The organism is Solemya pervernicosa gill symbiont, assembly GCF_002020875.1.
Classification (GTDB): domain Bacteria; phylum Pseudomonadota; class Gammaproteobacteria.
Map to the genome: position 1 here is coordinate 73480 of NZ_MPRL01000001.1, position 21892 is coordinate 95371.

The 21892-nt window shown below is 53.8% G+C and carries 23 protein-coding genes and 1 pseudogene; 9 read left to right on the forward strand and 15 right to left on the reverse strand.

The window, feature by feature from the left end:
* The first annotated feature begins 30 nt into the window (after positions 1-30).
* Complete coding sequence (gene bioD, locus BOW52_RS00325; protein ID WP_078482081.1) at positions 31-708, forward strand: dethiobiotin synthase; 678 nt, start codon at positions 31-33, stop codon at positions 706-708.
* A gap of 63 nt (positions 709-771) precedes the next feature.
* Here bioD and rpoH read toward each other — a convergent pair whose 3' ends face one another.
* The 5 genes from rpoH to ftsY form a co-directional block, all read right to left on the reverse strand.
* Positions 772-1629 (reverse strand): RNA polymerase sigma factor RpoH, encoded by an 858-nt coding sequence (gene rpoH, locus BOW52_RS00330; RefSeq protein ID WP_078482082.1) that lies wholly within the window; start codon positions 1627-1629, stop codon positions 772-774.
* Between the two features lie 69 nt (positions 1630-1698).
* Positions 1699-3087 (reverse strand): GGDEF domain-containing response regulator, encoded by a 1389-nt coding sequence (locus BOW52_RS00335; RefSeq protein WP_078482083.1) that lies wholly within the window; start codon positions 3085-3087, stop codon positions 1699-1701.
* Between the two features lie 94 nt (positions 3088-3181).
* The gene (gene ftsX / locus BOW52_RS00340) at positions 3182-4159 is read right to left on the reverse strand and encodes a permease-like cell division protein FtsX (RefSeq protein WP_078482084.1); all 978 of its coding nucleotides are present in this window, start codon (positions 4157-4159) and stop codon (positions 3182-3184) included.
* Positions 4156-4830 (reverse strand): cell division ATP-binding protein FtsE, encoded by a 675-nt coding sequence (gene ftsE / locus BOW52_RS00345; protein ID WP_078482085.1) that lies wholly within the window; start codon positions 4828-4830, stop codon positions 4156-4158. Before ftsE ends, ftsX begins: the two co-directional genes overlap by 4 nt.
* A 36-nt stretch (positions 4831-4866) precedes the next feature.
* Positions 4867-5853, reverse strand: coding sequence for a signal recognition particle-docking protein FtsY (gene ftsY, locus BOW52_RS00350; protein ID WP_078482137.1), 987 nt, complete (start codon positions 5851-5853; stop codon positions 4867-4869).
* Between the two features lie 95 nt (positions 5854-5948).
* Here ftsY and BOW52_RS00355 point away from each other — a divergent pair, with 95 nt between their 5' ends.
* Together BOW52_RS00355 and BOW52_RS00360 are read left to right on the forward strand one after the other, a co-directional pair.
* Entirely contained in the window at positions 5949-7319 is a 1371-nt protein-coding gene (locus BOW52_RS00355) for a M16 family metallopeptidase (RefSeq protein WP_078482086.1), read from the forward strand.
* Positions 7312-8637, forward strand: coding sequence for a M16 family metallopeptidase (locus tag BOW52_RS00360; protein ID WP_236725585.1), 1326 nt, complete (start codon positions 7312-7314; stop codon positions 8635-8637). The genes BOW52_RS00355 and BOW52_RS00360 overlap by 8 nt, the downstream gene beginning before the upstream one ends.
* Positions 8638-8654: 17 nt before the next feature.
* On the opposite strand, the gene BOW52_RS00365 is transcribed toward BOW52_RS00360, so the two are convergent.
* Positions 8655-8972, reverse strand: coding sequence for a hypothetical protein (locus BOW52_RS00365; RefSeq protein ID WP_078482088.1), 318 nt, complete (start codon positions 8970-8972; stop codon positions 8655-8657).
* Positions 8973-9094: 122 nt separating this feature from the next.
* On the opposite strand from BOW52_RS00365, the pseudogene BOW52_RS00370 reads away from it, so the two are divergent.
* Positions 9095-10252: pseudogene (locus tag BOW52_RS00370) on the forward strand (DegT/DnrJ/EryC1/StrS family aminotransferase).
* Between the two features lie 15 nt (positions 10253-10267).
* Here BOW52_RS00370 and BOW52_RS00375 read toward each other — a convergent pair.
* The 7 genes from BOW52_RS00375 to BOW52_RS00405 form a co-directional block, all read right to left on the reverse strand.
* Positions 10268-11164 (reverse strand): hypothetical protein, encoded by an 897-nt coding sequence (locus tag BOW52_RS00375; RefSeq protein ID WP_078482089.1) that lies wholly within the window; start codon positions 11162-11164, stop codon positions 10268-10270.
* Positions 11165-11230: 66 nt separating this feature from the next.
* Positions 11231-12313, reverse strand: a complete 1083-nt coding sequence (locus BOW52_RS00380) for a methyltransferase (protein WP_172840038.1) — start codon at positions 12311-12313, stop codon at positions 11231-11233.
* Positions 12314-12332: 19 nt separating this feature from the next.
* Positions 12333-13481 carry a sulfotransferase family protein gene (locus BOW52_RS00385; protein ID WP_078482091.1) on the reverse strand — a complete coding sequence of 383 codons (1149 nt, stop codon included), beginning with the start codon at positions 13479-13481 and terminating at the stop codon, positions 12333-12335.
* A 21-nt stretch (positions 13482-13502) separates the two neighbouring features.
* The gene (locus BOW52_RS00390; protein WP_078482092.1) at positions 13503-14153 is read right to left on the reverse strand and encodes a NeuD/PglB/VioB family sugar acetyltransferase; all 651 of its coding nucleotides are present in this window, start codon (positions 14151-14153) and stop codon (positions 13503-13505) included.
* Positions 14150-14890, reverse strand: coding sequence for an SDR family NAD(P)-dependent oxidoreductase (locus BOW52_RS00395; RefSeq protein WP_078482093.1), 741 nt, complete (start codon positions 14888-14890; stop codon positions 14150-14152). Before BOW52_RS00395 ends, BOW52_RS00390 begins: the two co-directional genes overlap by 4 nt.
* On the reverse strand, positions 14887-15942 hold the full coding sequence (locus BOW52_RS00400) for a ketoacyl-ACP synthase III (RefSeq protein ID WP_078482094.1): 1056 nt from the start codon (positions 15940-15942) through the stop codon (positions 14887-14889). Before BOW52_RS00400 ends, BOW52_RS00395 begins: the two co-directional genes overlap by 4 nt.
* The gene (locus BOW52_RS00405; protein ID WP_172840039.1) at positions 15942-16181 is read right to left on the reverse strand and encodes an acyl carrier protein; all 240 of its coding nucleotides are present in this window, start codon (positions 16179-16181) and stop codon (positions 15942-15944) included. Before BOW52_RS00405 ends, BOW52_RS00400 begins: the two co-directional genes overlap by 1 nt.
* 197 nt (positions 16182-16378) lie before the next feature.
* On the opposite strand from BOW52_RS00405, the gene rsmD reads away from it, so the two are divergent.
* The 5 genes from rsmD (at position 16379) to BOW52_RS00430 (ending at position 20374) form a co-directional block, all read left to right on the forward strand.
* A complete protein-coding gene (rsmD, locus tag BOW52_RS00410) occupies positions 16379-16939 on the forward strand; it encodes a 16S rRNA (guanine(966)-N(2))-methyltransferase RsmD (RefSeq protein WP_078482138.1) in 561 nt (186 codons plus the stop codon).
* A 15-nt stretch (positions 16940-16954) separates the two neighbouring features.
* Positions 16955-17431: a pantetheine-phosphate adenylyltransferase gene (gene coaD / locus BOW52_RS00415; protein WP_078482096.1), complete on the forward strand. Its 477-nt coding sequence runs from the start codon at positions 16955-16957 to the stop codon at positions 17429-17431.
* 56 nt (positions 17432-17487) lie between these two features.
* Complete coding sequence (locus tag BOW52_RS00420; protein WP_078482097.1) at positions 17488-17736, forward strand: YfhL family 4Fe-4S dicluster ferredoxin; 249 nt, start codon at positions 17488-17490, stop codon at positions 17734-17736.
* Positions 17737-17801: 65 nt separating this feature from the next.
* Positions 17802-19454 (forward strand): gamma-glutamyltransferase, encoded by a 1653-nt coding sequence (ggt, locus tag BOW52_RS00425; RefSeq protein WP_078482098.1) that lies wholly within the window; start codon positions 17802-17804, stop codon positions 19452-19454.
* Positions 19455-19552: 98 nt separating this feature from the next.
* On the forward strand, positions 19553-20374 hold the full coding sequence (locus BOW52_RS00430) for a glycosyltransferase family 2 protein (RefSeq protein ID WP_078482099.1): 822 nt from the start codon (positions 19553-19555) through the stop codon (positions 20372-20374).
* 125 nt (positions 20375-20499) lie between these two features.
* On the opposite strand, the gene BOW52_RS00435 is transcribed toward BOW52_RS00430, so the two are convergent.
* Both BOW52_RS00435 and BOW52_RS00440 read right to left on the reverse strand, forming a co-directional pair.
* Positions 20500-20907: a SixA phosphatase family protein gene (locus BOW52_RS00435; RefSeq protein ID WP_078482100.1), complete on the reverse strand. Its 408-nt coding sequence runs from the start codon at positions 20905-20907 to the stop codon at positions 20500-20502.
* Entirely contained in the window at positions 20904-21839 is a 936-nt protein-coding gene (locus tag BOW52_RS00440; protein WP_078482101.1) for a cation diffusion facilitator family transporter, read from the reverse strand. The genes BOW52_RS00435 and BOW52_RS00440 overlap by 4 nt, the downstream gene beginning before the upstream one ends.
* Positions 21840-21892: the final 53 nt, after the last annotated feature.

The window sequence follows — 21892 nt, forward strand, 5'->3', positions numbered from 1 at the left end:
CCATATAGATGTTTCTGCTGAGGTGAGCTTATGTCCGGCTATTTCGTGACGGGTACCGATACCGAGGTTGGCAAGAGTTTAGTTGCGACCGCACTGGTACACGCCTTTGCCGAAAATGGCGGCTTGATTGGTGTGATGAAACCCGTCGCTGCGGGTGCGATTGAGACAGCTGAGGGGCTACGCAATGGTGATGCCATCGCCCTGCAGAACGCCGCCAGCATCTCGCTCCCTTATGAGCTGATCAATCCCTACCTCTATAACGACTCCATCGCCCCCCATATTGCCGCTAACCAGAGTGGTCGGACGATCGAGTTGGCACAGCTGGTCGATGCCTATCTGCAGGTTAGTGATCGTGCAGACCGGGTGGTGGTTGAGGGGGCCGGTGGCTGGCTGCTACCAATCGATGATGAGCTGACCCTGGCCGATTTTGTGGTGGCGTTGCAGCTGCCTGTCGTGGTGGTGGTGGGTCTACGGCTGGGGTGTCTCAATCACGCACTGCTGACGATCGAAAGCATTCAACAGCGTGGTTTGACGGTGGCTGGCTGGGTTGCCAACAGTCTAATGCCACAGATGGAGGTTGAGCAGCAGAATATCGATACCCTCGTTCAGCGTATCTCGGCACCGCTGTTGGGAAGGGTGCCGTTTAACCCCGACCATACGTTAGAGTCAGTGGCAGCTTGCCTCGATCTATCTCTTCTGCCGGTATAGCGATGTATCGGAGCCAATAAAAAAGGCCCCGTTCGGGGCCTTTTTTATTGGCGTTGGATAAGATCAGGTCAGCGCATTACGCAGCTTTTTGATCGCATTGTTCTCCAGCTGTCGAATCCGCTCCGCTGAGATGCCGTACTGATCGGCTAGCTGGTGCAGGGTCGATTTCTGCTCGCTCATCCAGCGCTGGGAGAGGATGTCACGACTGCGATCATCAAGTCCCTGCAGGGCGGCTTGTAGTCGTTCGGAGTTGTGACTCTCCCAGTCGGTCGCCTCGACCTGGCGTGCCGGATCGGTTGCGTTGTCTTGCAGGTAACTTTCGGGTGCGACATAGCGACTATCATCGTCATCATTGTCGTTCTCGAAGGTGATGTCGTGGCCGCTGAGGCGTGACTCCATCTCGAGCACGGTCTCCTTTTTCACGCCAAGATCGCTTGCAACCGCTTCAACTTCGTCGTTGCTGAACCAGCCGAGGCGCTTTTTGTTTTTGCGCAGATTAAAGAAGAGCTTACGCTGTGCCTTGGTGGTTGCTACCTTTACGATGCGCCAGTTGCGCAGCACAAATTCGTGGATCTCCGCGCGAATCCAGTGCACAGCGAAGGAGACCAGGCGCGCACCCTGATCGGGATCGTAGCGTTTGACTGCCTTCATTAGACCGATATTGCCCTCCTGTACCAGATCGCCTATTGGCAGGCCGTAACCGGAGTAGCTGCGTGCGATATGGATCACAAAACGGAGGTGGGAAAGTACCAGTCGGCGTGCGGCCTCAAGATCACCCTCATTCTTCAGGCGTTGGCCGAGCTCACGCTCCTCTTCCACGCTGAGTACAGGAATCGTCTTGGCGCTCTGGATATAGCTCTCAAGACTACCCGACGAAATGATCGGTAACGAATTGTTGGTACAGACTAAGGCCTGGCTCATGCGCCCCCCTTCAAATAACTGACTAACCTAGTGAGATATTAGCACTCTCATCCTAGGAGTGCCAATAAGCTAAGAAGTTCCGCCTCGTGCGTCAAGTGTTGGGGGAGTATTTACGGATAGGGTGATCGCCTCAATACCCTGTTGGGTATAGATACAGCACTGGTTACGACCACGACTCTTCGCCTCGTATAGGGCCTTGTCGGCGAGCGAGAGGAACTTCGATAGTGACTGATCTGGGTGATCGAGGGTGGAGCAGATGCCGATGCTGGCGGTGATCTCGATATCGACAGGTCGTAACCGCTCCACCGCAAGACGCAACGTTTCCGCCCGTGCAACGGCCTCTTCTCGGCTGCAGTTAGGGATTAAGACTGCAAACTCCTCACCACCGAAGCGTACGACCATCGAATCCTTGGGAAAGCTCTGTAGCAGTAGTGTGCCGAGCGCTTCGAGTACACGGTCGCCGGTGATGTGGCCCAGGGTGTCGTTGATCTGTTTGAAGTGGTCGATATCGAGCAGCATCGCCCAGAGTGGTTGATTGCGCTGGTTATTGAGGAAGTCCTCGCCATTATCGAGTAGGTAGCGCTTGTTGCGCACCCCGGTGAGCATGTCGGTGATGGCGAGGTGGTGGAGTTTCTCGGCCTGGCGTCTCAGTGCGCTGAACTGCTGTTTGATCAGCAGCAGTGAGCGCAGTCGAGCCATCAGGATCTCTTCAACAATCGGCTTACTGACGAAGTCGTTGGCACCGGCGTGAAACACCTCCACCTGGCGTTCGTCACTGGTACTGCCAGTAATCACCAGTACTGGCATCTCCTGTTGGGAGAGGTTGAAGCGGGTGCGGATCGCGTGCAGCAGGTCACCACCGGTCATCGAGCCCTTGAGAAAGAAGTCGGTAATGACGATATCGAACGGATCGCGGTAGCGTGGTCCACCCGGTAGGCACTCTTTTAGTAGCTCGAACGCCCCCTCAGCAGATTCGACCTGAGTGATGCGCAGCCCATGGCGTTGCATCATCTGACCATTCACGGCGGCTGCGGTGGCGCTGTCCTCAACGTATAGCGCATGACCCTCGAGCCGACTCTGGCGGTGAGTGAAGCGTTTGATGAACTGGGCAAAACCGCTATATCCGCGGCTCTTGTCATAGTAGTCGGTGACACCGGCGGCAAAACCCTCGCGTAGTAGTCGGCCGTCGGCATCACCGGAGATAACGATGAGCGGGGTGAAACGGTGTTTGTCACTGCCGCGAATCTGACGACAGAGCTCCAGTCCATCGATATCGGGAAGCATCAGTGAGGTGGTGATCAGGTCGAATTCTGCCTGCTGTAGCTGCTGGTTGGCCTCAGCGGCATTGGCGCAGACAGTTATATCAGCATCATCAAGCTGATCGTTGAGACTGCGGCTGATGATGGTACGAGAGACCTCGGAGCCATCCACAACCAGAATACGGGTGGTTTCACTCATACCTGCGCCCCTCCTGATGAGGGTGGATTGATTATTATTAATTGTTTTGATCCTGCCCAACGGAGTGTAAGCGAATCGGTGCGGCGTTGGAACGTTAACGAGGTTCGATGGCACGCAGGTGGCGACCGACCGCGATCTGCGAGCCGAACAGACCGAGCAGTGCCCCTGCGCCGAGCAGTGCGCCGGTGGTGGTGAGGTCGAGTTGGGGAGGTGCAAGTGTGCTGTGGTAGAGGCCAATGAGACGCGTGGCAGGGCCTTCAAGTAGCCATAGGGCAATGCCGACCAGCAGCACAGCGGCAAAGCCACCGCAGAGGCCGTACCAGAGGCCACCGTAGAGGAAGGGGCGGCGGATGAAGGCATCGGTGCCACCGATCAGTTTAATAATCTCGCTCTCTTCCCGACGGTTCTGTACATCGAGGCGAATGGTATTGCCGATCACCAATAGCACCGCCAGGGTGAGCAGCGCAGCAATTATGGTGACAGCGCGCTGCCCGAGCGCCATCAGCGAGTGGAGTCGCTGTACCCAGGCCATGTCGAGCTGTACCAGCTCTGCTTCCGGTTCACTGCGAAATGAGTTGACCAGCTGATCGATCATCAGCGGATCGTTCAGATGGGCGGCAGGAAGAACCACGACTACTGCAGGTAGAGGGTTTTCTGGCAGTGCATCAATCGCCTGTTCGAATCCGGAGAGATTACGGAACTCCTGCAGTGCGCTGTCACGAGAGATCGTCTCCACAGAGGCGATGTCGCTGTTCTGTTCTAATTGGTCGATCAGTGATCGAGAGTCGGCGTGCTGCAGATCGTGTTTGAGAAATATTGAGATCTGAGCTGCTCCCTCAAGGTTGCTACCAAGCGGCTGCAGGGTGGTCAGAATGGTGAAAAGCCCCGCAGGTAGTGCCAGGGCAATGCCGATTACCGCAATGGTCATCAGCGCTGAGAAGGGGGTGTTGAGCAGCGGATCGAGGCCGGTATGGAAGGCGTCACGGTGGTTGCGTAGCCAGCTGTCGATACGGCCGGCGGGGCGAGCGGTGCTGGCCCCTTCGCTGCGACGACTCTGCTCTTTTCGACTCATCTGCCTGATCTCGGTACGACGCTCTGCATCTGGCCGTGGTCGAGCACCAGGGTGCGGTGTCCGAGACGTTTGATCAGGTGCAGGTCGTGACTGGCGACAATCACCGTTACCCCGACCTGGTTGAACTGCTCGAACAGCCCCATGATCTCCTCTGAGAGCTCGGGGTCGAGGTTGCCGGTTGGCTCATCGGCCAGTAGCAGCGGTGGTTTGTTGACCACTGCTCGTGCAATTCCGACACGCTGCTGCTCGCCGCCAGAGAGGCTGATCGGTAAGGCCCGCTCCTGTCTCAGCAGTCCTACCTTATCTAGCGCCGCGCGCACGCGGCGGCCGATCTCTCGGGGACGATACCCTTCGATCACCAGCGGTAGGGCGACATTCTCAAATACGGTGCGGTCACAGAGCAGGCGGTGGTTTTGAAAGATCAGCCCCACCTTGCGCCGTACATAGGGGATCTGGCGTCGTTTGATGCGCGCCATGTTCTGTCCATCGATCACTACCTGTCCGCGTGTGGGGTGTTCGATGAGGGCAATTAGTTTCAGCAAGGTGCTCTTGCCGGCACCGGAGTGGCCGGTGAGGAATGCGAACTCGCCGCTTTCGAGGTGGAAGTTGACGTTGCGTAGCGCATCGTGACCCTCGGCGTAGCGTTTGCTGACGTTATCGAAACGGATCATCTTTGAGCCGAACAGGCCTCTCCTGCAGTTTAGTTATTATTGTTCTTCGCCCTGCGTCTGTAGCAGGGCATCGACAAACTCGCTGGCATCGAAGGGGCGTAGATCCTCGATTCCCTCACCCACACCGATGAAACGGATCGGGATGCCAAGTCGTTTGGCGATGGCGATGACGATGCCGCCCTTGGCGGTACCGTCGAGCTTGGTCAGGGTTATACCAGTCAGGCCGACCGCATTGTGGAACTGCTCCGCCTGGTTGAGCGCATTCTGCCCAGTGCCAGCGTCGACAACCAGCATCACCTCATGTGGTGCCTGTTCATTCTTTTTACCCATTACCCGTTTGATCTTCTTCAACTCCTCCATCAGGTTGCCCTGGGTATGGAGTCGACCGGCGGTGTCAGCGATCAGGATGTCTGTATTGCGTGCCGTTGCGGCCTCGACACCGTCGAAGATAACCGAGGCGGAGTCGGCACCGCTGTGCTGGGCGATGACGTTGATGTTGTTGCGCTCACCCCAGGTCTGCAACTGCTCGACGGCGGCGGCACGGAAGGTGTCGCCGGCCGCGAGTACCACCGAACGGCCCTGATCCTGAAAACGACGAGCAAGCTTGCCGATGGTGGTGGTCTTGCCAGCACCGTTGATACCGACCATCAGGATGGTGAAGGGTTTGATGTCGCTAGGCGGGTCGAGTGGTTTGGCGCAGGGCTCAAGAATGGCGATCATCTGTTCACGCAGGGCGGCGAACAGTGCCTCAGCGTCGTCGAGCTCCTGGCGTGAAACACGTTCCGTCAGCTCGGCAATAATCGACTGAGTCGCCTCAATACCAACGTCGGCCAGCAGCAGCTGGGTCTCGAGCTCTTCGAGCACCTCATCGTCGATGGTGCGCTTGGCGGCGATCAGGTCGCGCACATCGGTATTGAGCACCTCGCGGGTGCGGCTCAGCCCCTGGCGTATACGGCCGAATAGCCCCTTCTTCTCTACGGGCTTCTCTTCTGGGCTACTCTTCTCTTTTTTGAAACCAAACATGGCAATCGTGGTCGTATCGGGGAGTGCGGTATCGTAACATCCGCACGGTGCCTGGAGTAGGCCGAAGAACAATTAACAAATTCAGAGTGAGAACTATGCTGAAACGCCTCTTATCCATCTCTATTCTACTGCTGCCGGCAGTAACGCTGGCAAACGATAGTGCCCATGAGTATCGACTTGAAAATGGACTCAAGATTATTGTGCATGAGGACCACCGCGCGCCCGTGGTGGTCTCTCAGATCTGGTACAAGGTCGGCTCAAGCTATGAGCACGACGGCATTACCGGTGTCTCCCATGTGCTTGAACATATGATGTTCAAAGGGACCAAGAAACACGCGCCGGGTGAATTCTCACGCATCATCGCTGAGAACGGCGGCAGCGAGAACGCCTTTACCAGTCTCGACTATACGGCCTACTTTCAGCGCCTGGAGAAGAGTCGTCTGCCGATCGCCTTCGAGCTGGAGGCGGACCGAATGCGGGGTCTACTGTTGCCCGAGGAGGAGTTTCACAAGGAGCGCCAGGTGGTGATCGAGGAGCGACGTACCCGCACCGAGGACAAGCCGACGGCGATGACCTACGAGCAGTTCCGTGCCACCGCCTTCACCGCCAGCCCCTATCGGATGCCGGTGATTGGTTGGATGAACGATCTGGAGAGTATGGAGGTCGAAGACCTGCGCGCCTGGTACCAGCGTTGGTATGCCCCTAACAACGCTACTCTGGTGGTGGCGGGTGATGTCGTTCCCGAAGAGGTATATGCGTTGGCCAAGCAGCACTTCGGACCACTCAAGCCAAGTGATCTGAAACCGCTCAAGCCACGTATTGAACCCGAGCAGCTCGGTATTCGTCGTATCAACGTCAAGCTGCCAGCGCGCCAACCCTATCTACTGATGGGTTACAAGGCGCCGGTACTCAACACTACTGAGGCCGACTGGGAGCCCTACGCACTGGAGGTGCTGGCCGGCATTCTAGATGGTGGTGATAGTGCACGGTTGGCCAACACACTGGTACGAGGCAGTCAGATCGCCGCCAGTGCCGGTGCCGGTTATGGCCTCTACGACCGACTCTCTGATCTGTTCCTCTTCGACGGTATTCCCGCAGAGGGACAGAGTGTTGAAGCGGTAGAGCAGGGGCTGCGTGAGCAGATTGAGAAGATTAAAAACGAGCCGGTCGGAGCTGATGAGATGAAGCGGGTCAAGGCGCAGGTAGTGGCCGCTGCCGTCTATGAACGCGATTCAATCTTTTACCAGGCGATGCAGATCGGCACCCTGGAGACAATCGGACTCGGTTGGAAACACCTCGATGAGTATGTCGAGCGGGTGCGCAGTATCACCCCGGCGCAGGTGCAGCAGGTGGCGAAAAAATATCTGGTCGATGAGCGGCTGACGGTGGCGGTACTCGACCCGCAACCGATGGAGCAGGGTAAGTCGCGTCGACCTGCTACTGCAGGAGGGCGTCACGGTGGATAATCCAATTCAACGTTGTATGAAGAGTGTGGTGGCCGCCGTTGCACTGATCCCCGCGCTGCTAATGGCCTCACCCGATATCGAGCACTGGACCACCTCGAACGGTGCGCGGGTCTACTTTGTCGAGGCGCGAGGCCTGCCGATGGTCGATCTGCGTGTGGTCTTCGATGCCGGTAGTGCCCGTGATGGAGGTAAAGCGGGCCTCGCCTCGTTGACTAACGGTCTGCTCGCTGAGGGTGCAGGTGAGTGGAGTAGCGAGCAGATTGCGGCTCGTTTTGAGGGGGTGGGCGCCAACTTCGGCAACGATGCGCTGCGCGATATGGGATTGGTAACGCTGCGCACCCTCAGCGACGGCCCGATTCTCGATCAGTCGCTCGATACTCTGGCGACACTACTGGTCAAGCCGCGTTTTGATAAAGACGTTTTTGAACGTGAGCGTAGTCGCATGCAGGTCGGGTTGCGGATGAAATTGCAGTCGCCGGGTACGGTGGCGAGTCGCGCTTTTTATAAAGCACTCTATGGGGATCACCCCTACGCCTCGCCTTCAAATGGTACCGAAGAGAGCATTGCGGCACTGACGCGCAAGGATGTGGCAGCCTTCCATCAACGCTACTACGTCGCCGCCAATGCGGTGATCGCTATCGTCGGTGATCTCGATCGCAAAGGGGCTGAGCAGGTGGCGGAGCGTCTTGTGAAGAATTTGCCCAAGGGCAAACGGGCTGCTGCCCTGCCAAAGGTGCCAGCACTGACCGAGTCGAAGACGATCCGTATCAACCACAGCTCCAGCCAGACCACGGTGCTGATTGGTCAGCCCGGTATACGTCGCGGTGAAGCAGACCACTTTGCCCTCTATCTGGCCAACCATGTCTTGGGTGGTAGTGGTCTCTCATCGAAGTTAAGTGATGAGATTCGTGAGAAGCGCGGCCTCACCTACAGCGTCTATAGCTATTTTTCGCCAATGGCCGAAAGTGGGCCGTTCCAGATGGGACTGAAGACCAAGAATGAGCAGCGTGATGAGGCGATTAAGCTGCTGCGTGAGACCTTGCAGACGTATCTCGACAAGGGGGCGAGCGACAAGGAGTTCATCGCATCGCGCAAAAACATTACCGGCGGCTTCCCGCTGCGCATCGATAGCAACAAGAAGATCATCGGCTATCTGGCGATGATCGGTTTCTACGGGCTGCCACTCGACTATCTCGACACATTTAACGCCCGTATTGAGGCGCTACAGCGCGAGGGTGTGGCGCAGCGTTTTCGTGCCCGGCTCAATCCAGAGCGGATGGTGACGGTGATTGTCGGTGGTGGGGTGGAGACGGAGTAGCTGTCGCCGTTGAGGCGTTAGGCCTCGACATCGATACCGTGGGGGCGAATCTCTTCAGGCTCCTCATCGAGATGGTCACGATCTTGATGGCGACGCGCGGCGGCACGCCGCTCGTGCTCATCGCGGGTATCGAGTAGCACCTTCTGCTGCTCCCGGCGGCGTTGTGCGTGGCGCCGCTCCTCCCCCTCGCGAGGCATGCGCACCTTGCGCTCCTCGGTCGATTTGATCGGCGCGTAGGGTTCGACAATGTCGACATCGTGGACCTCGCTGCTCTTTTCATTTGACTTGACCATGGTGCGAAGCTGCAGGTCGTCATCGGGGGGGGCAATCTTCATAGTGGCATCCTGTCGGCTATCTTATTGTTTTGTATAGCGCTATCCATGGCGATGTTCAAGTGGCGTGGCTGACGGTGTGTCAGCGTTAGCATGCCGCTATCACAATATCATCACAATCAAATGTGCAATCAAAAGAACCCATAATCGTAACCCAACCCTCATTTCCTCCGCTGGAGGAGTTGCAACCCTATCTGGAACAGATATGGCAGAGCAGGCAGCTGACTAATGGGGTTGGCACTCCACGATGCGTTGGAACAGGCGCTTTGCGACTATTTGGGAGTTGAGTATCTTTCGCTTGTCTCGAGTGGCACGACTGCGCCGTTAATGGCGCTCAAGGCCCTGAGATTAAGTGGTGAGGTGATTACGACACCCTACACGTTTGCTGCGACATCACATGCGCTATTGTGGAGTAACATAAAAAATCAGTATTCGCTGATATCGAATCTGAGGGTTTTAACCTCGATCCCGAAAGGGTTGAGTCGCTCATTACCGGAACGACCTCGGCTATTTTGCCAGTGCACTGCTATGGCCTGCCATGTAATACCGAAGCATTCGAGGCACTTGCGGAGCGGTTTGGTCTCAAGCCTCTCTATGATGCGGCACAAGCTTTCGGTGTGATGCAGTCTGGTGAATCGATCATGAAGTGCGGTGATCTCTCGATACTCAGTTTTCATGCAACCAAGGTCTTCAACACCCTGGAAGGGGGGCGATTATCTGTAGAGATGAGCAGAGCAAGCGAGAAATCGACCTATTGCGTAACTTCGGTTTTGAGAGCGAGACCTCAGTCGTTATGTCAGGTATTAATGGCAAGATGAGCAAATTTCATGCAGCTGTTGGATTGCTGCAGTTAAAACATGTTGATGAGGCTATCACTCGGAGGGTGGCGGTATTCAGGTAATACCATGAGTTGCTTGTCGCTGTTAGTGATGTGGTTTTGTTTGAAAGTGAAAGTGAAAGTGAGAGGGTGAGCCATTTTAATCATGGCTATTTTCCGATCCTTGTTGCGGAGGATTTTCCGATTAGCCGAGATCAGCTTTATAAGCGCTTTATCGAGCAGCAGATCTAACGTACGCCGATACTTCTACCCGTTGTTGAGTGATATGCCAATGTATGTTGAAAATAATCCTTCGGTAGATAATGTTCTGCTCAATGCCCGGAGCAGATCTGAGCAGGTGATCTGTTTACCGATCTCTGCAGAGATGAGTGAGTTTGATGTCGAGCGGGTGGTGGATATCATCCGCAATTTAGTAACAGCTGAAGACGGGGCTGGTCGTACGTAACCAAAATGTATGGTGTCAAGATTGGTTGTAGAAATGCCTTCGGCACTTTTTGACAAAACGCTTCACCGTGTCGTTTGACTTCTGTTCCAATGTTTTTATTAACGTTAATGCTTCGCCTTGCGTCGCCCTGGCATGTTCGATCTGTTCAAATCCATAGGCAATACCCGGGCGTCGATTGCTGCTTGAAGCGTCACTATGCTTCTGATCTTCATCAGGCACGATGATGCTAGTACAGCCGCAGAGAGCTGCGTAGGTGGAGTAGAGTGTGTGTGGGTCGTACGAGATGCAGTACTCAACCGAGTTGAAGATATCTGCGATTTCCGTGTGGCTTTTGCCATCGATCAGTATCGAGTCAGACGTGTCATGGATTAACTTCCTTCTCTTTCCCTTGCGCAGGATGTGACAGCTGCCGCTGCGCTTGTCTCGATGTTGGTTTGAATAGATGTCATCCCTCAACCAGTATGTCTGTAGCTGATTGTCACTATCTGGATTGATCTCATCATCATTGAACACCTTATGAAAGTAGAAATAGAGTTCACCCTCTCGATAATCGATAGGTTTGCGGAGTGAAGAGTTGGGTGAATAGAGAAACCACCTGACAACCTTTGCGGCATTGAGCGGGTTGGACTGGATGATTTCAGGATAGATGACAATTGCATCATCAATATCTGTTGCCTCAGCAATGCGGCTGTTGAGTATTGGATTGAGTTGGAAGGGGGACTTTCTGATTCGGTTGGCGTATTTGATGCGCAAGTAGATGTTTCGTAGCGGGTTCGCGGACAGGCGCGGTTTTTTATAGGGCCAGATCGAAGCGTCGTGCCCCTCTTGAATGAGCAGGTGGCAGAGGCGATGGAGCGCAATAATGCCACCGATGTTTTCGTTGTAGCTGGGTGCCAGTATTACGAATTTCATCGCTATTTGTCAGTGCCTAGATCGTTAGGAGGTGTCTGATAAGTTTCATTAGTTATGATGGTACGGTTACGATGGATAAGCCTCAATAATAGTGACATCTGCGATAGTCGTTCCAGTGATAGAGCTGACTGAAAAATCGCACCTGTTGAGTAAGGTTTTCCACTCCGTCAGGGTGCGCATCTTGCCGCCGAGCCAGAAGAGTTGTTCAAGATCGATCAGTTTTTGCAGTCGGCTATGATTCTTGGCGCTATCAATTACACCTTCGATGAGAATGAGTCGGCCGTTTTTCGCCATGGCTTTTCGGCAACGTTTGAGGATTGCGAGACATTCGGCGTCACTCCAGTCACGTAACACATGTTTGAGGATGTAGGCATCGCCATTGGTTGGTAAATCAGAGAAAAAATCGCCACTCTGGAGGCTGCAGCGGTCGTTCAGTTTCAAAGTGTTTATGCTTGCTGTGGCAAGTTCAATAGCCTGCTGGCTATCGAAAAGCTCTCCATGAGTATTTGGATAGGTGGTTAATATCTTGGTCAGAAGAGCACCACGGCCTCCGCCAATATCAACGATTCGTCTGAATCGACTAAAGTCATAAGCGTTGATGATCTGGGTGCTTTGCCAATGGCTCCATGCATTCATACCGGATCTGAACTGTTCACCATATGATCTGTTTTTTTCCATAAAGTCATAAAAACTGATTTTGTGGGTTGTCTCGAAAGCGCTCACCCCTGTTTTTATGCATTTGGTTGAATTGGCGTAGGCGTTCCAATTTTCACTGTTTCCACTGAAAAGAACCCAGTTGCTAATAGGGTTCTCATTGCTATTAAGTAGTTGTAAAGACAATGGTGTGTTTTCGTAATATCCATCCTGGCTGAGTTTGAAGATGTCAAAGGATGTGAGTGCGCGCATTAATCTGTCGAGTGATTTGGCGTCGGTTTTGGTTTTTGTTGAAAGCTGATCAATCCTCATCGGTTTGAAATAGAGCAGGTCGGCAATCTTTAGTTCTGTACAGGTGTAGATTGCCCTGAAAAGGTAGACGGATGAGAGCGTCCAGTAAATAGGTTGTGTGGTGGGTTCTTTAAGGATTTTAAGTGTGATCCAGTCTCGAAATTTTTCGATAGTGGATCTTAGTCGGTTTGGCATGGAAAACATGATGCTCTTTCGGTTATGTCTAGAGTTGGTAGCCGAAATGGATGGCGAGCTCACGAGAATCATCGCTGAGATGTCTGGTATCTACTCTTGCTCTCCACGCATCAACTAGGGTGTGGTCAACGTTATTCCTTGTTTTTAGGTTGGGATCACCGATGCCATCAATTAAGCGATTGCCGCTATACGGGGTTAGCATCGCTTCGGAGAAATTAATGCCAATGAAGTTACATAGCTCGTGCATTTTTTGCTCGGTGTTTTGAATAAGATCTTCGTATCTAATTAAGAATTTCCGTTTGCCGGGTATGGTTTCAAGAAAAGCAATAGCGGTCCTGTTTCTCTCCAGCCACATGTTTTCCATGTCATGAAAAGTGTCCAAATTCTGAAACAGTACGTCTGCCTCTTTGAGGCGCATCATTGAGTCGGTGACTGCGCAGGGGTGCCTGACTAAGTGGATGTATTTAGGTTCCTCAAAGATCCTCTCGGCAGAGGCGATGATGTTGATATTGCGTATATAGCTGGGCGTTTTGTCGATAAGGATCGGCTTGCTGCTGGTGCTATGGATGAGTTGGTAGAGTTTGTGAATGGGGATGTCCCTATAGGTGAGATTGCTCACATATATAAATGCCTCTCCGATGCTCATGTTCAACTGTTCAGCGAGTGTTTGTGCCAAGCCGTAGAGTTTCCACATGGGGCCGGCATCAACAATTTTTCGTTCTCGCGCTTTCATTGTGTTGTAACCAAGAAGATGGAGTTCAGGCGGCGCATTAAGAAGCGGGTGACCAGTGAGTAGTGTTCTGAAAAGGGTTGTTCCCGATCTGGGTACTCCAAGTATAAAGAGTGTTGGATCCTTGATTTTGTTTTCTGGGAAGTGGTCTGAGTGTGGAGGCTGCTCGGTTTCGAGTGGTGTAGATGTTAACTGTTTTGCAAGCTGACGAATGGTTAGTCGTGCATTAAGTTCATCTGGGTAAAGGTCTGAAACGCCGATATGTTCTTTGACAAAGGGATTTATTTCGCGCCAGAGAATTAGTCGGTGTTCCCATCGTTCATCCACTTCGAAGAAGAGCGTGTCAGCTTCAATCTCTGTCGAGAGGGAGGCTGTCGTATTTTTCAGACACCACGATGAGATACGTTTGATGATCTCTTGTTCGCTGTATCTACATCTGGGGTTCATGATGAAGCTCGCTGCGTGTCGTTAATGTTTGACCGTCATGGCAGGGATGCCAAATACGGTTTCGCCCTGATGCACATCTCTGATGACAACTGATCCTGCTCCGATCGTTGCATCGTCTGCGATATTTATACCGGGCAGAATCGTCGCATGTGGGTGTATGGTGACGCGATTCCCAATCATGGCTTTGCCACCGATCACAACGTGCGAGCCGATTTGACAACAATTACCACTCTGGACGTCATGGCTGATGGTTGTGTGGCTCGATACGAAGGTGTGTGGGCCGAGTTGGACATCACATGAGATAACACAGAACGGTGAAATGATGACGCCTTGCTTGAGGTGGGTGTTGTCCGGGTTGCAGTTTGCCTTTTCAGAGACGATGGTGGCGAATTTCCCGCCTCGATCAGTAATGAGTGCTGCGTAGTGTTCTCTGATTTTTGGATCGCCTATTGCGCAGAGATAGGCGGCTGATGATTCGGGTTGGTGAGATTCTACTGGCTCCTGAATGCGTGCGCCATTGAGATGTTTGCCTTGCAATATATCTTCTCGGTCATCCAGAAATATTATTGGCTCAAAGCCGTGCTGATGATGTCTTGGAGAGAAGCCGCGCGCCAAATAGTAGAGTTCCCTGCCAAAAGAGCCAGCGCTGATAATATAGAGTTTTTGTGTCATTGCAGGGTAGCGCCGCCATCCATAATCAGTGTTTGGCCTGTTATCCAGCGGCTTGCATCAGAGAGAAAAAAGAGGATGGCATTGGCAATGTCCTGAGGTGTGCCGTATCCAAATGGGTAGCCTTGCTCATCCGTGCTGAGCTGCTCTTCTGAGTAGCCGCCGTTGAGCATGGGAGTCTTGACCATACCCGGCGCAAGGCAGTTGCAACGAATTCTGGTCGCGGCCAATTCGCTTGCCAGTGATTGTGAAACGCCAATTAGAGCCGCCTTGCTCGATCCATAGGCTACAAAACCGGGCCATCCAAATTTGGCTGAGAGTGAAGATATGAAAATCAGTGAGCCACCGGCAGCAATGGTGCCTCTCTTTACCAGTTCTCGGGTCAGTGCTACCGGGGCTTCAACATTGATGGCGTGAAGCTCGCGCATGATTTTATCGGTAGTGTATTTGATCGGAGCAACACGGGAGCCACCGGCACAGTGTACGACTCCGTGCAGGGTTGGACATTGTTTGACCAGGTGGGCAATGTCGCTCTGTTGTAAAAGATCGGCCTGGATGCCCTGATGTCCTTCCCCTTCCAGTTGTTCAAGGGTGTTTTGCAGTCGTTCAATGTTGCGTCCTGTCGCAATAACTCTGCCACCATTGGCGGCAATTGAGCTGGCAGTCTCCTGGCCGATCCCTGATGAGGCTCCAGTGATCAGGCAGCACTTACCCTCTAGTGAGAATGGCTTTGAACTCATATCTCGACCAATTCAGGAATAACCAGGCTGTCCAGCCTGCAGGCGACAGATGCCCAGGAGAGGCCCACTCCAAAGCCGCATAAAACAAGACTCATCGAGCCAGATGTGAGTGGCTCTCGGCAACGGTGTAGGAGTGTGATTGGAATGGTTGCTGAGCTGGTGTTGCCAAACTCCTCAAGTGTTGAGGGGGTTTTTTCAGGCTCGAGTTTCAAGCGTTTGCCGATGAAATTGTTAATCATCTTGTTAGCCTGATGAAAGATAAAGGCGTCGATCGAATCTTTCTCAAGCTGTGCAAAATCGAGTAATTCTTTGACGATCTTAGGGGCGGTTGCAGTTGAGAAGTTGAATACGTCTTCACCACGCATTTCAAACGGTGTGCTGCATGCCACCTCGCCACCATCGAGGGTTTCGTGGATATAATTATCGCGGGTAAAGGGTGGATTACCACACGGACGGCGCTCCATGATGACATCCCAGCCGGAACCATCGGTGCCAAATTGGAAGTACATTGGTTCGGCGTTGTTAGAAAGCTCAAGTGCGGTGGCTGAGATCGCGTCGCCAAAAAGAGGGGCAATCTCATCTCTTCTGGAGGGTACTTTGATCTTTCCCGCCGTATCACCGACGAGAAGCAGGACCTTTTTCGGACCATTTTCTCTCAAAAAACTGCCCGCAATATAGAGCCCGTAAGGGTAGCCTGCACAGCCCTGGTTTACATCGAAGGCCGCACAGCTACTAGGGAGTCCAAGGCGGTCTTGCAGAATGCATGCGGTCGCTGGAAGGGCAACATCAGGGGTTTGGGTGAGATAGATCAATGCATCGATTTCACCACGATCCCAGCCTAACTCGCTGAGCAGGCGGTCAGCGGCTGCGTGCGCAAGATCAGAGCCGAACTGGTCGCGATTACAGAGTCGCCTCTGCTTGATCCCTGTGGCTGCTGAGAACCGTTCGCGCAGCGACTCATCTCCATAGCCGCTTTCTGATACCTGTTCGATCTGTTTTGGCACGGCCACAGAGAGGCCAACAACTCTGACGCCCTCAAGGATGGCATCCATCAGGAGAGCATCTGCTGTTTTTGCACGATTTTGTTTTTTAACTCTCCCAGCGTTTTACATGAGAGCAGTTCATCACCAGAGACCTGTACGTCATACTCCGCATAGATCATCGCAACAGTTGAGACGGATGCGAGTGAATCCCACTTTTCCAGCTCCTGAAATGCAGTCTCCAATGTGAGTTCATCTACCTGATTATTAAGTGCTTCATGTATGTTCTCGAGAAATAGTGCTGAATCCACTGAACGGGCTCCTGAATGCCGGGAAAAAAGTCTCAATTTGAGATGTCGATATGGGCAGTATACCTATGCCTGAAGAGTATGTGGTAAGAGGGTACGTGTACCCATATGTGTTCGTGGTGGTTAAATAGTGTCGGGTGGTGCGTCTGATTGGACGCTTGGATATGATGTTGTGCTTTGTCGAGAGTGGATGGGTTGTGATGGGGGGGAAGATTCGCATCATTGGTGGCAGTTGGAGGGGGCGAAAATTCCCTATTCCCGATGTGGAGGGGCTACGACCGACCCCCGATCGGGTGCGCGAGACGCTGTTTAACTGGTTGATGCCGGTGCTTGGTGGGGCGCGCTGTCTTGATCTCTATGCCGGCAGTGGTGCGTTGGGGCTTGAGGCCGCCTCACGGGGTGCGGATCGGGTGGTGATGGTTGATCGAGATCATGGCGTGGTGAGACAGCTTCGGCACAATATCGATACGCTCAAAAGTGACCGGGTCTCTGTGGTGCAGGCCGATGCGCTTGCCTATCTTGAGCGTGTGGAACAGCCGTTCGATATCGTCTTTCTCGATCCACCTTTCCGTCAGGAGTTGGTGGCTGAGTGTTGCCAGCGACTCGAGTCAGGAGGGTGGCTGACAGCGAATGCCCATATCTATCTGGAGCTGGAGCGGGAGCTGGGAGAGCCGCAGTTGCCAAAGGGGTGGTCACTACTGCGTAGCAAGGTTGCTGGGCAAGTGGGGTATCATCTGGCGACCCGGCAGGCGGGCGAATAGAGTGAGCAGAGATTTATGGCTATAGCGATCTACCCTGGCACCTTCGATCCGATTACCAACGGACATATCGATCTGGTGAATCGCGCCTCGCGGCTGTTCGACAAGGTGGTGGTGGCGATTGCGGTGAATGTGCCGAAGCAGCCCGCCTTTACCATTGAGGAGCGGGTCGACTTTGCACGAACCGCGCTGGCCGAGGTCAAAAATGTCGAGGTGACCGGTTTCGAGTCGTTACTGGTCGACTTTGTGAAGGAGCGGGGCGGTGACGTGATCCTGCGTGGTCTGCGTGCGGTCTCAGACTTTGAACATGAGTTTCAGTTGGCGAGCATGAATCGCCATCTAGCCCCCGAGGTAGAGACGATGTTCCTCACCCCGGCCGAGCAGTTTACATACATCTCATCGAGCCTGGTGCGGGAGATTGCAGCACTGGGTGGGGATATCAGCCCCTTTGTCCATGAGAAGGTTGTGGCTGCACTAAAAGACAGAATGCGCTAATATAGCGCGGCTCTAATATATGGTGCCCGAGTGGCAGATTTTTCTGGAGAATTTCGATGGCTTTGCTGATCAATGAAGAGTGTATTAACTGCGACGTCTGTGAGCCGGAGTGCCCCAATGGCGCCATTACCCAGGGTGATGAGATCTATGAGATTGATCACACTCTCTGCACCGAGTGTGTTGGTCACTACGACGAGCCGCAGTGCATCGAGGTCTGCCCGGTAGACTGCATTCTGATTGATCCGGAACACACCGAGAGCAATGACCAGCTACAGGCAAAGTATGAGAAGCTGACCGCCGACTGACTTGGTGTTGAAGAATCGGTAATGTTGAGGGGCCTTCGGGCCCCTTTTCTATTTGGGAGAGATTGATGCGTTACATACTCTGTTTGCTACTACTTATCGCGCTGCCACTGCAGGCCGCACCACCCGCGGCTGCCGTAGCCACGGCGCACCCCGCTGCCACCGAGGCGGGTCATGAGATCCTGGCTGCTGGCGGTAACGCCTTCGATGCCGCTGTAGCGGTCTCGGCGGTACTGGCGGTGGTGGAACCCTACAGTTCAGGCATCGGAGGTGGTGGTTTCTGGATGCTGCACCGAGCTGAGGATGGTTATGAGGTGATGGTCGATGGGCGGGAGCGGGCGCCGCTTGAGGCGCATCGTGATCTCTATCTCGATAAGAGTGGTGCTGTAGTTGAGGGACTCTCGGTTGATGGCCCGCTGGCAGCAGGCATTCCGGGTGAGCCGGCAGCGCTGGTCCATATCACCAAATACTATGGTCAGCTGTCGCTGAAACAGGCGCTGGCACCGGCGATCCGTGCTGCCAAAGAGGGTTTCAAGGTCACCCCGCACTATCGTCGCATGGCGGGATTCAGGCTCGAAGCACTGCGCGCTTCACCGGCTGCTGCGAAGGTATTCCTCAAAGAGGGTGAGGTGCCGCCTGAGGGTTATCTGATTCGTCAGCCCGATCTGGCGCGCACCCTGGAACAGCTCGCCAAATACGGTAGAGACGGTTTCTATGCGGGCCCGATCGGCGAGATGCTGGTCAAACAGGTGCACCATGCCGGGGGCATCTGGACGCAGCGTGATCTGCGCAACTACCGGGTGGTCGAGCGTGAACCGATTCGCTCTACCTATCGTGGTCTGAAGGTCAGTTCGGCACCGCCCCCCTCATCGGGCGGTATCGCACTGGCAACGATGCTTAATATCCTCGATGGTTACGATCTGGCCGAGATGGATGAGGTGACACAGACCCACCTGATCGTCGAGGCGATGCGCCGTGCCTACCGTGATCGTACCGAGTATCTGGGGGACAGCGATTATGTCGAGGTGCCGATTGAGCGGTTGATCGACCCCAAATATGCTAGTGGGCTGCGTGCCTCAATCAATCCCAGGCGAGCGACCCCGAGCAGTGATCTACCCGGTTTTGCGGTTGAACCGGGTGGCAACGACACCACCCACTTCTCGATTCTCGACCGTGAGGGCAGCTATGTCTCTGCCACGCTGAGTATCAACTACCCCTTCGGTTCTGGTTATATGCCGCCTGGGACCGGTGTTTTGCTCAACGATGAGATGGATGACTTCTCCGCCAAGCCGGGTACACCCAACGTCTATGGTCTAGTCGGCGCGGAGGAGAACGCCATCGAACCGGGCAAGCGCATGCTCTCCAGCATGAGTCCAACCTTTGTTAGTGGCCCGGATGGGGTGGCGATTCTCGGCACACCCGGCGGCAGTCGTATTATCACCATGGTGCTGCTCGGCATCCTTGAGGTCGTTGAGGGCAAGGCCCCTGATGCATGGGTATCACGCCCACGCATTCACCATCAGTATCTGCCCGACACCATCTTCTACGAGCAGGCTGCCTTGAGTAAATCAGAAGTGGAGGGACTGGTGGCGCTTGGTCATAAGCTAAAAGCCTCGGAACGCAGCTGGGGCAACATGCAGGCAGTCTGGTGGAATCGCAAAGGTAACCGTGTTGAGGCGGCGAGCGATCCGCGCGTCGAAGGGCGAGCAGAGGTTAGATAATGTGTGTGGTAAAATTATCCTCGCGGCGGTGTGTTGCAAGTGGTGAGGTGTGACGTACTAAAGATTTGTCGATATTTTTGCCGCTTAAAAGGATTTTTATGTCATTAACAATTATTACTGTTGCCTATAACAGCCATCTTGCTATTTCTTCTAATTTAAAGTCACTGATTGACTCGAATCGATTTCCTGTCGTGATAGTTGATAACGGCAGTGAGCCTGAGTCTGTCGAAGCAGTTAAAAAAGAATTTTCCAACGTCAATCTTCTTGAGATGGGGCAGAACGCAGGTTACGGGCGTGCAGCCAATGCAGGTCTTTCCGTTTGCGATACAGAATATGTGTTATTGATTAATCCCGATATCAATATTGATGTTGAGATGGTTGTCAAACTAATGCAGCGAGCAAAAGAGCATAAGGGTGAGTCTCCTCTCGTTGCACCCGCCGTGACAACCGATGCACAGACTTTTGATGGCGCTAAAGAGCGGCGCTGGATTAGTGGCTCAATTATGTTGATCGATGTTGAGGCGGTTAGAGAAATCGGTTTATTTGATGAGAATATTTTTCTCTATTTTGAAGATAGTGATCTGTGTCAGCGTGTCATAGATTCTGGTCAGAAAATATTGCAATTTACCGATTTTCTTGTGCTGCACCAAAAAGGTCAGTCATGCATTATCAATAGTGACGCTCAAAGGATGAAGAGTTGGCACTATGGATGGTCATGGTCCTATTTCAAGGATAAGCATGAAAGGAGAGGCTTTTATATGAAGGCTCTTCGCAGGGCATTGATTTATTGGATTAAGAGCGTGACAAGGTTGGATCCAATGAAGCGTCTTGAATATGGCTGTCAGGCAAGGGGCGTTCTTGCTTACCTATTGGGCAGAAAGGCATTCGGTGAGCAAGGGCGTCCCGAGCTTCTTCCCTGACGATCACTAGACAAAGAGTGTCAGCTGCCTCAGCTTGAAGAGGAGGCTGAGTTAAGACGATATTTGATGGCGTAAAGTTCCACTCTCCTGCCAGACTTGATCCCAGCTATCGAGATCGAAGTCGATTACCAGTACGCCAGCGGGGGGGGGAGTGCCTGTCCCTGACCCGTCAGGTAGTGGCCCAGTTCGCTCAAGCCGGGGTTGTGGCCGACCAGCATGACGTGGTCGAAGCGGTTGCTGAAGTGCTGCACGATATCGAGCAGTGTCTGTAGTTCAGCGTTATAGATTTCCGCTTCGATCGCGATGTCATCGACAGGATAGTGGAGTTCACCCGCAACGATAGCTGCTGTGGTGATAGCTCGTTTGGCAGGGCTGCTGACAAGCTGCTCGGGCTTGATCTGCCGCTTACTCAGCTGTCGCCCCATCTCGGCGGCTTCCTCTTCACCTCTCGGTTCCAGAGTACGTTCAAAATCATCGGCGACCAGCTGCATCATGCTGGCCGTGGCATGGCGAAGAATGGTGAGACGTTTCATGATGTGGCCTGCTGTTGAAGGAAGTTTTTGCGTGATTCAGCTTCGATGTAGAGGCGCTTCACCTCTGGGTAGTGCTGTTTGATGGTGTTGTCGAGGGTGGCGATGGCGGACTCGACGTTGGCGGCACTGATCTCGTCAACAAAGTCGACGCTGAGGGTGGCGAGAATGAAATCGGGCCCCATGTGCATGGTCAGCACCTCGTTGATGGTGGTGATCTGTGTGTGACGTCCAGTGATCTCGCGAATGCCATCAACCACGCGCTGGTTGGCGCTCTCACCAATCAATAGACCTTTGGTCTCATAGGCGAGCCAGACGGCGGCGCCAGCGAGGATCAGGCCGATGATGACCGAGGCGGCGCCGTCAAAGTAGAGGTTGCCACTGATATCGCCCAGCCAGGTGGCGATCAGTGCGACCAGCAGGCCGATAATCGCAGCCGAGTCCTCGAACAGCACCACAAACATCGAGGGGTCCTTACCGCGCTGTACCGCCTCGATATACCCCCACTTGCCCTTGGCACGGGTGAACTCCCGCAGTGCAAAGAACCAGGCGACGCCCTCGAAGAGAATCGCCAGCCCCAGCACAATGTAGTTGATATGCACGTTTTGAATCGGTGCAGGGTGCTGCAGGCGGTGGATACCCTCGTAGATCGAAACGCCTGCGCCGACGGCGAAGATCAGGATCGCCACCACGAAGCTCCAGAAGTAGATCTCCTTGCCGTGGCCGAAGGGGAACTGCTCATCGGCGGGGCGGGCAGCGCGCTTCATGCCGTAGAGCAGTAGGACCTGATTGCCGGTATCGACCAGCGAGTGGATTCCCTCGGAGAGCATCGCTGAGCTGCCGGTGATAAAGGCGGCGATAAACTTGGTCAGAGAGATTAGTGCGTTGCCGATCAGCGCGGCATAGATCACTAGTTTCGAGGATGAGGCGGACATCGTTACACGGCTTCCCTGACAATGGTGAGTAATCGTGCCATTTTATCACCCGG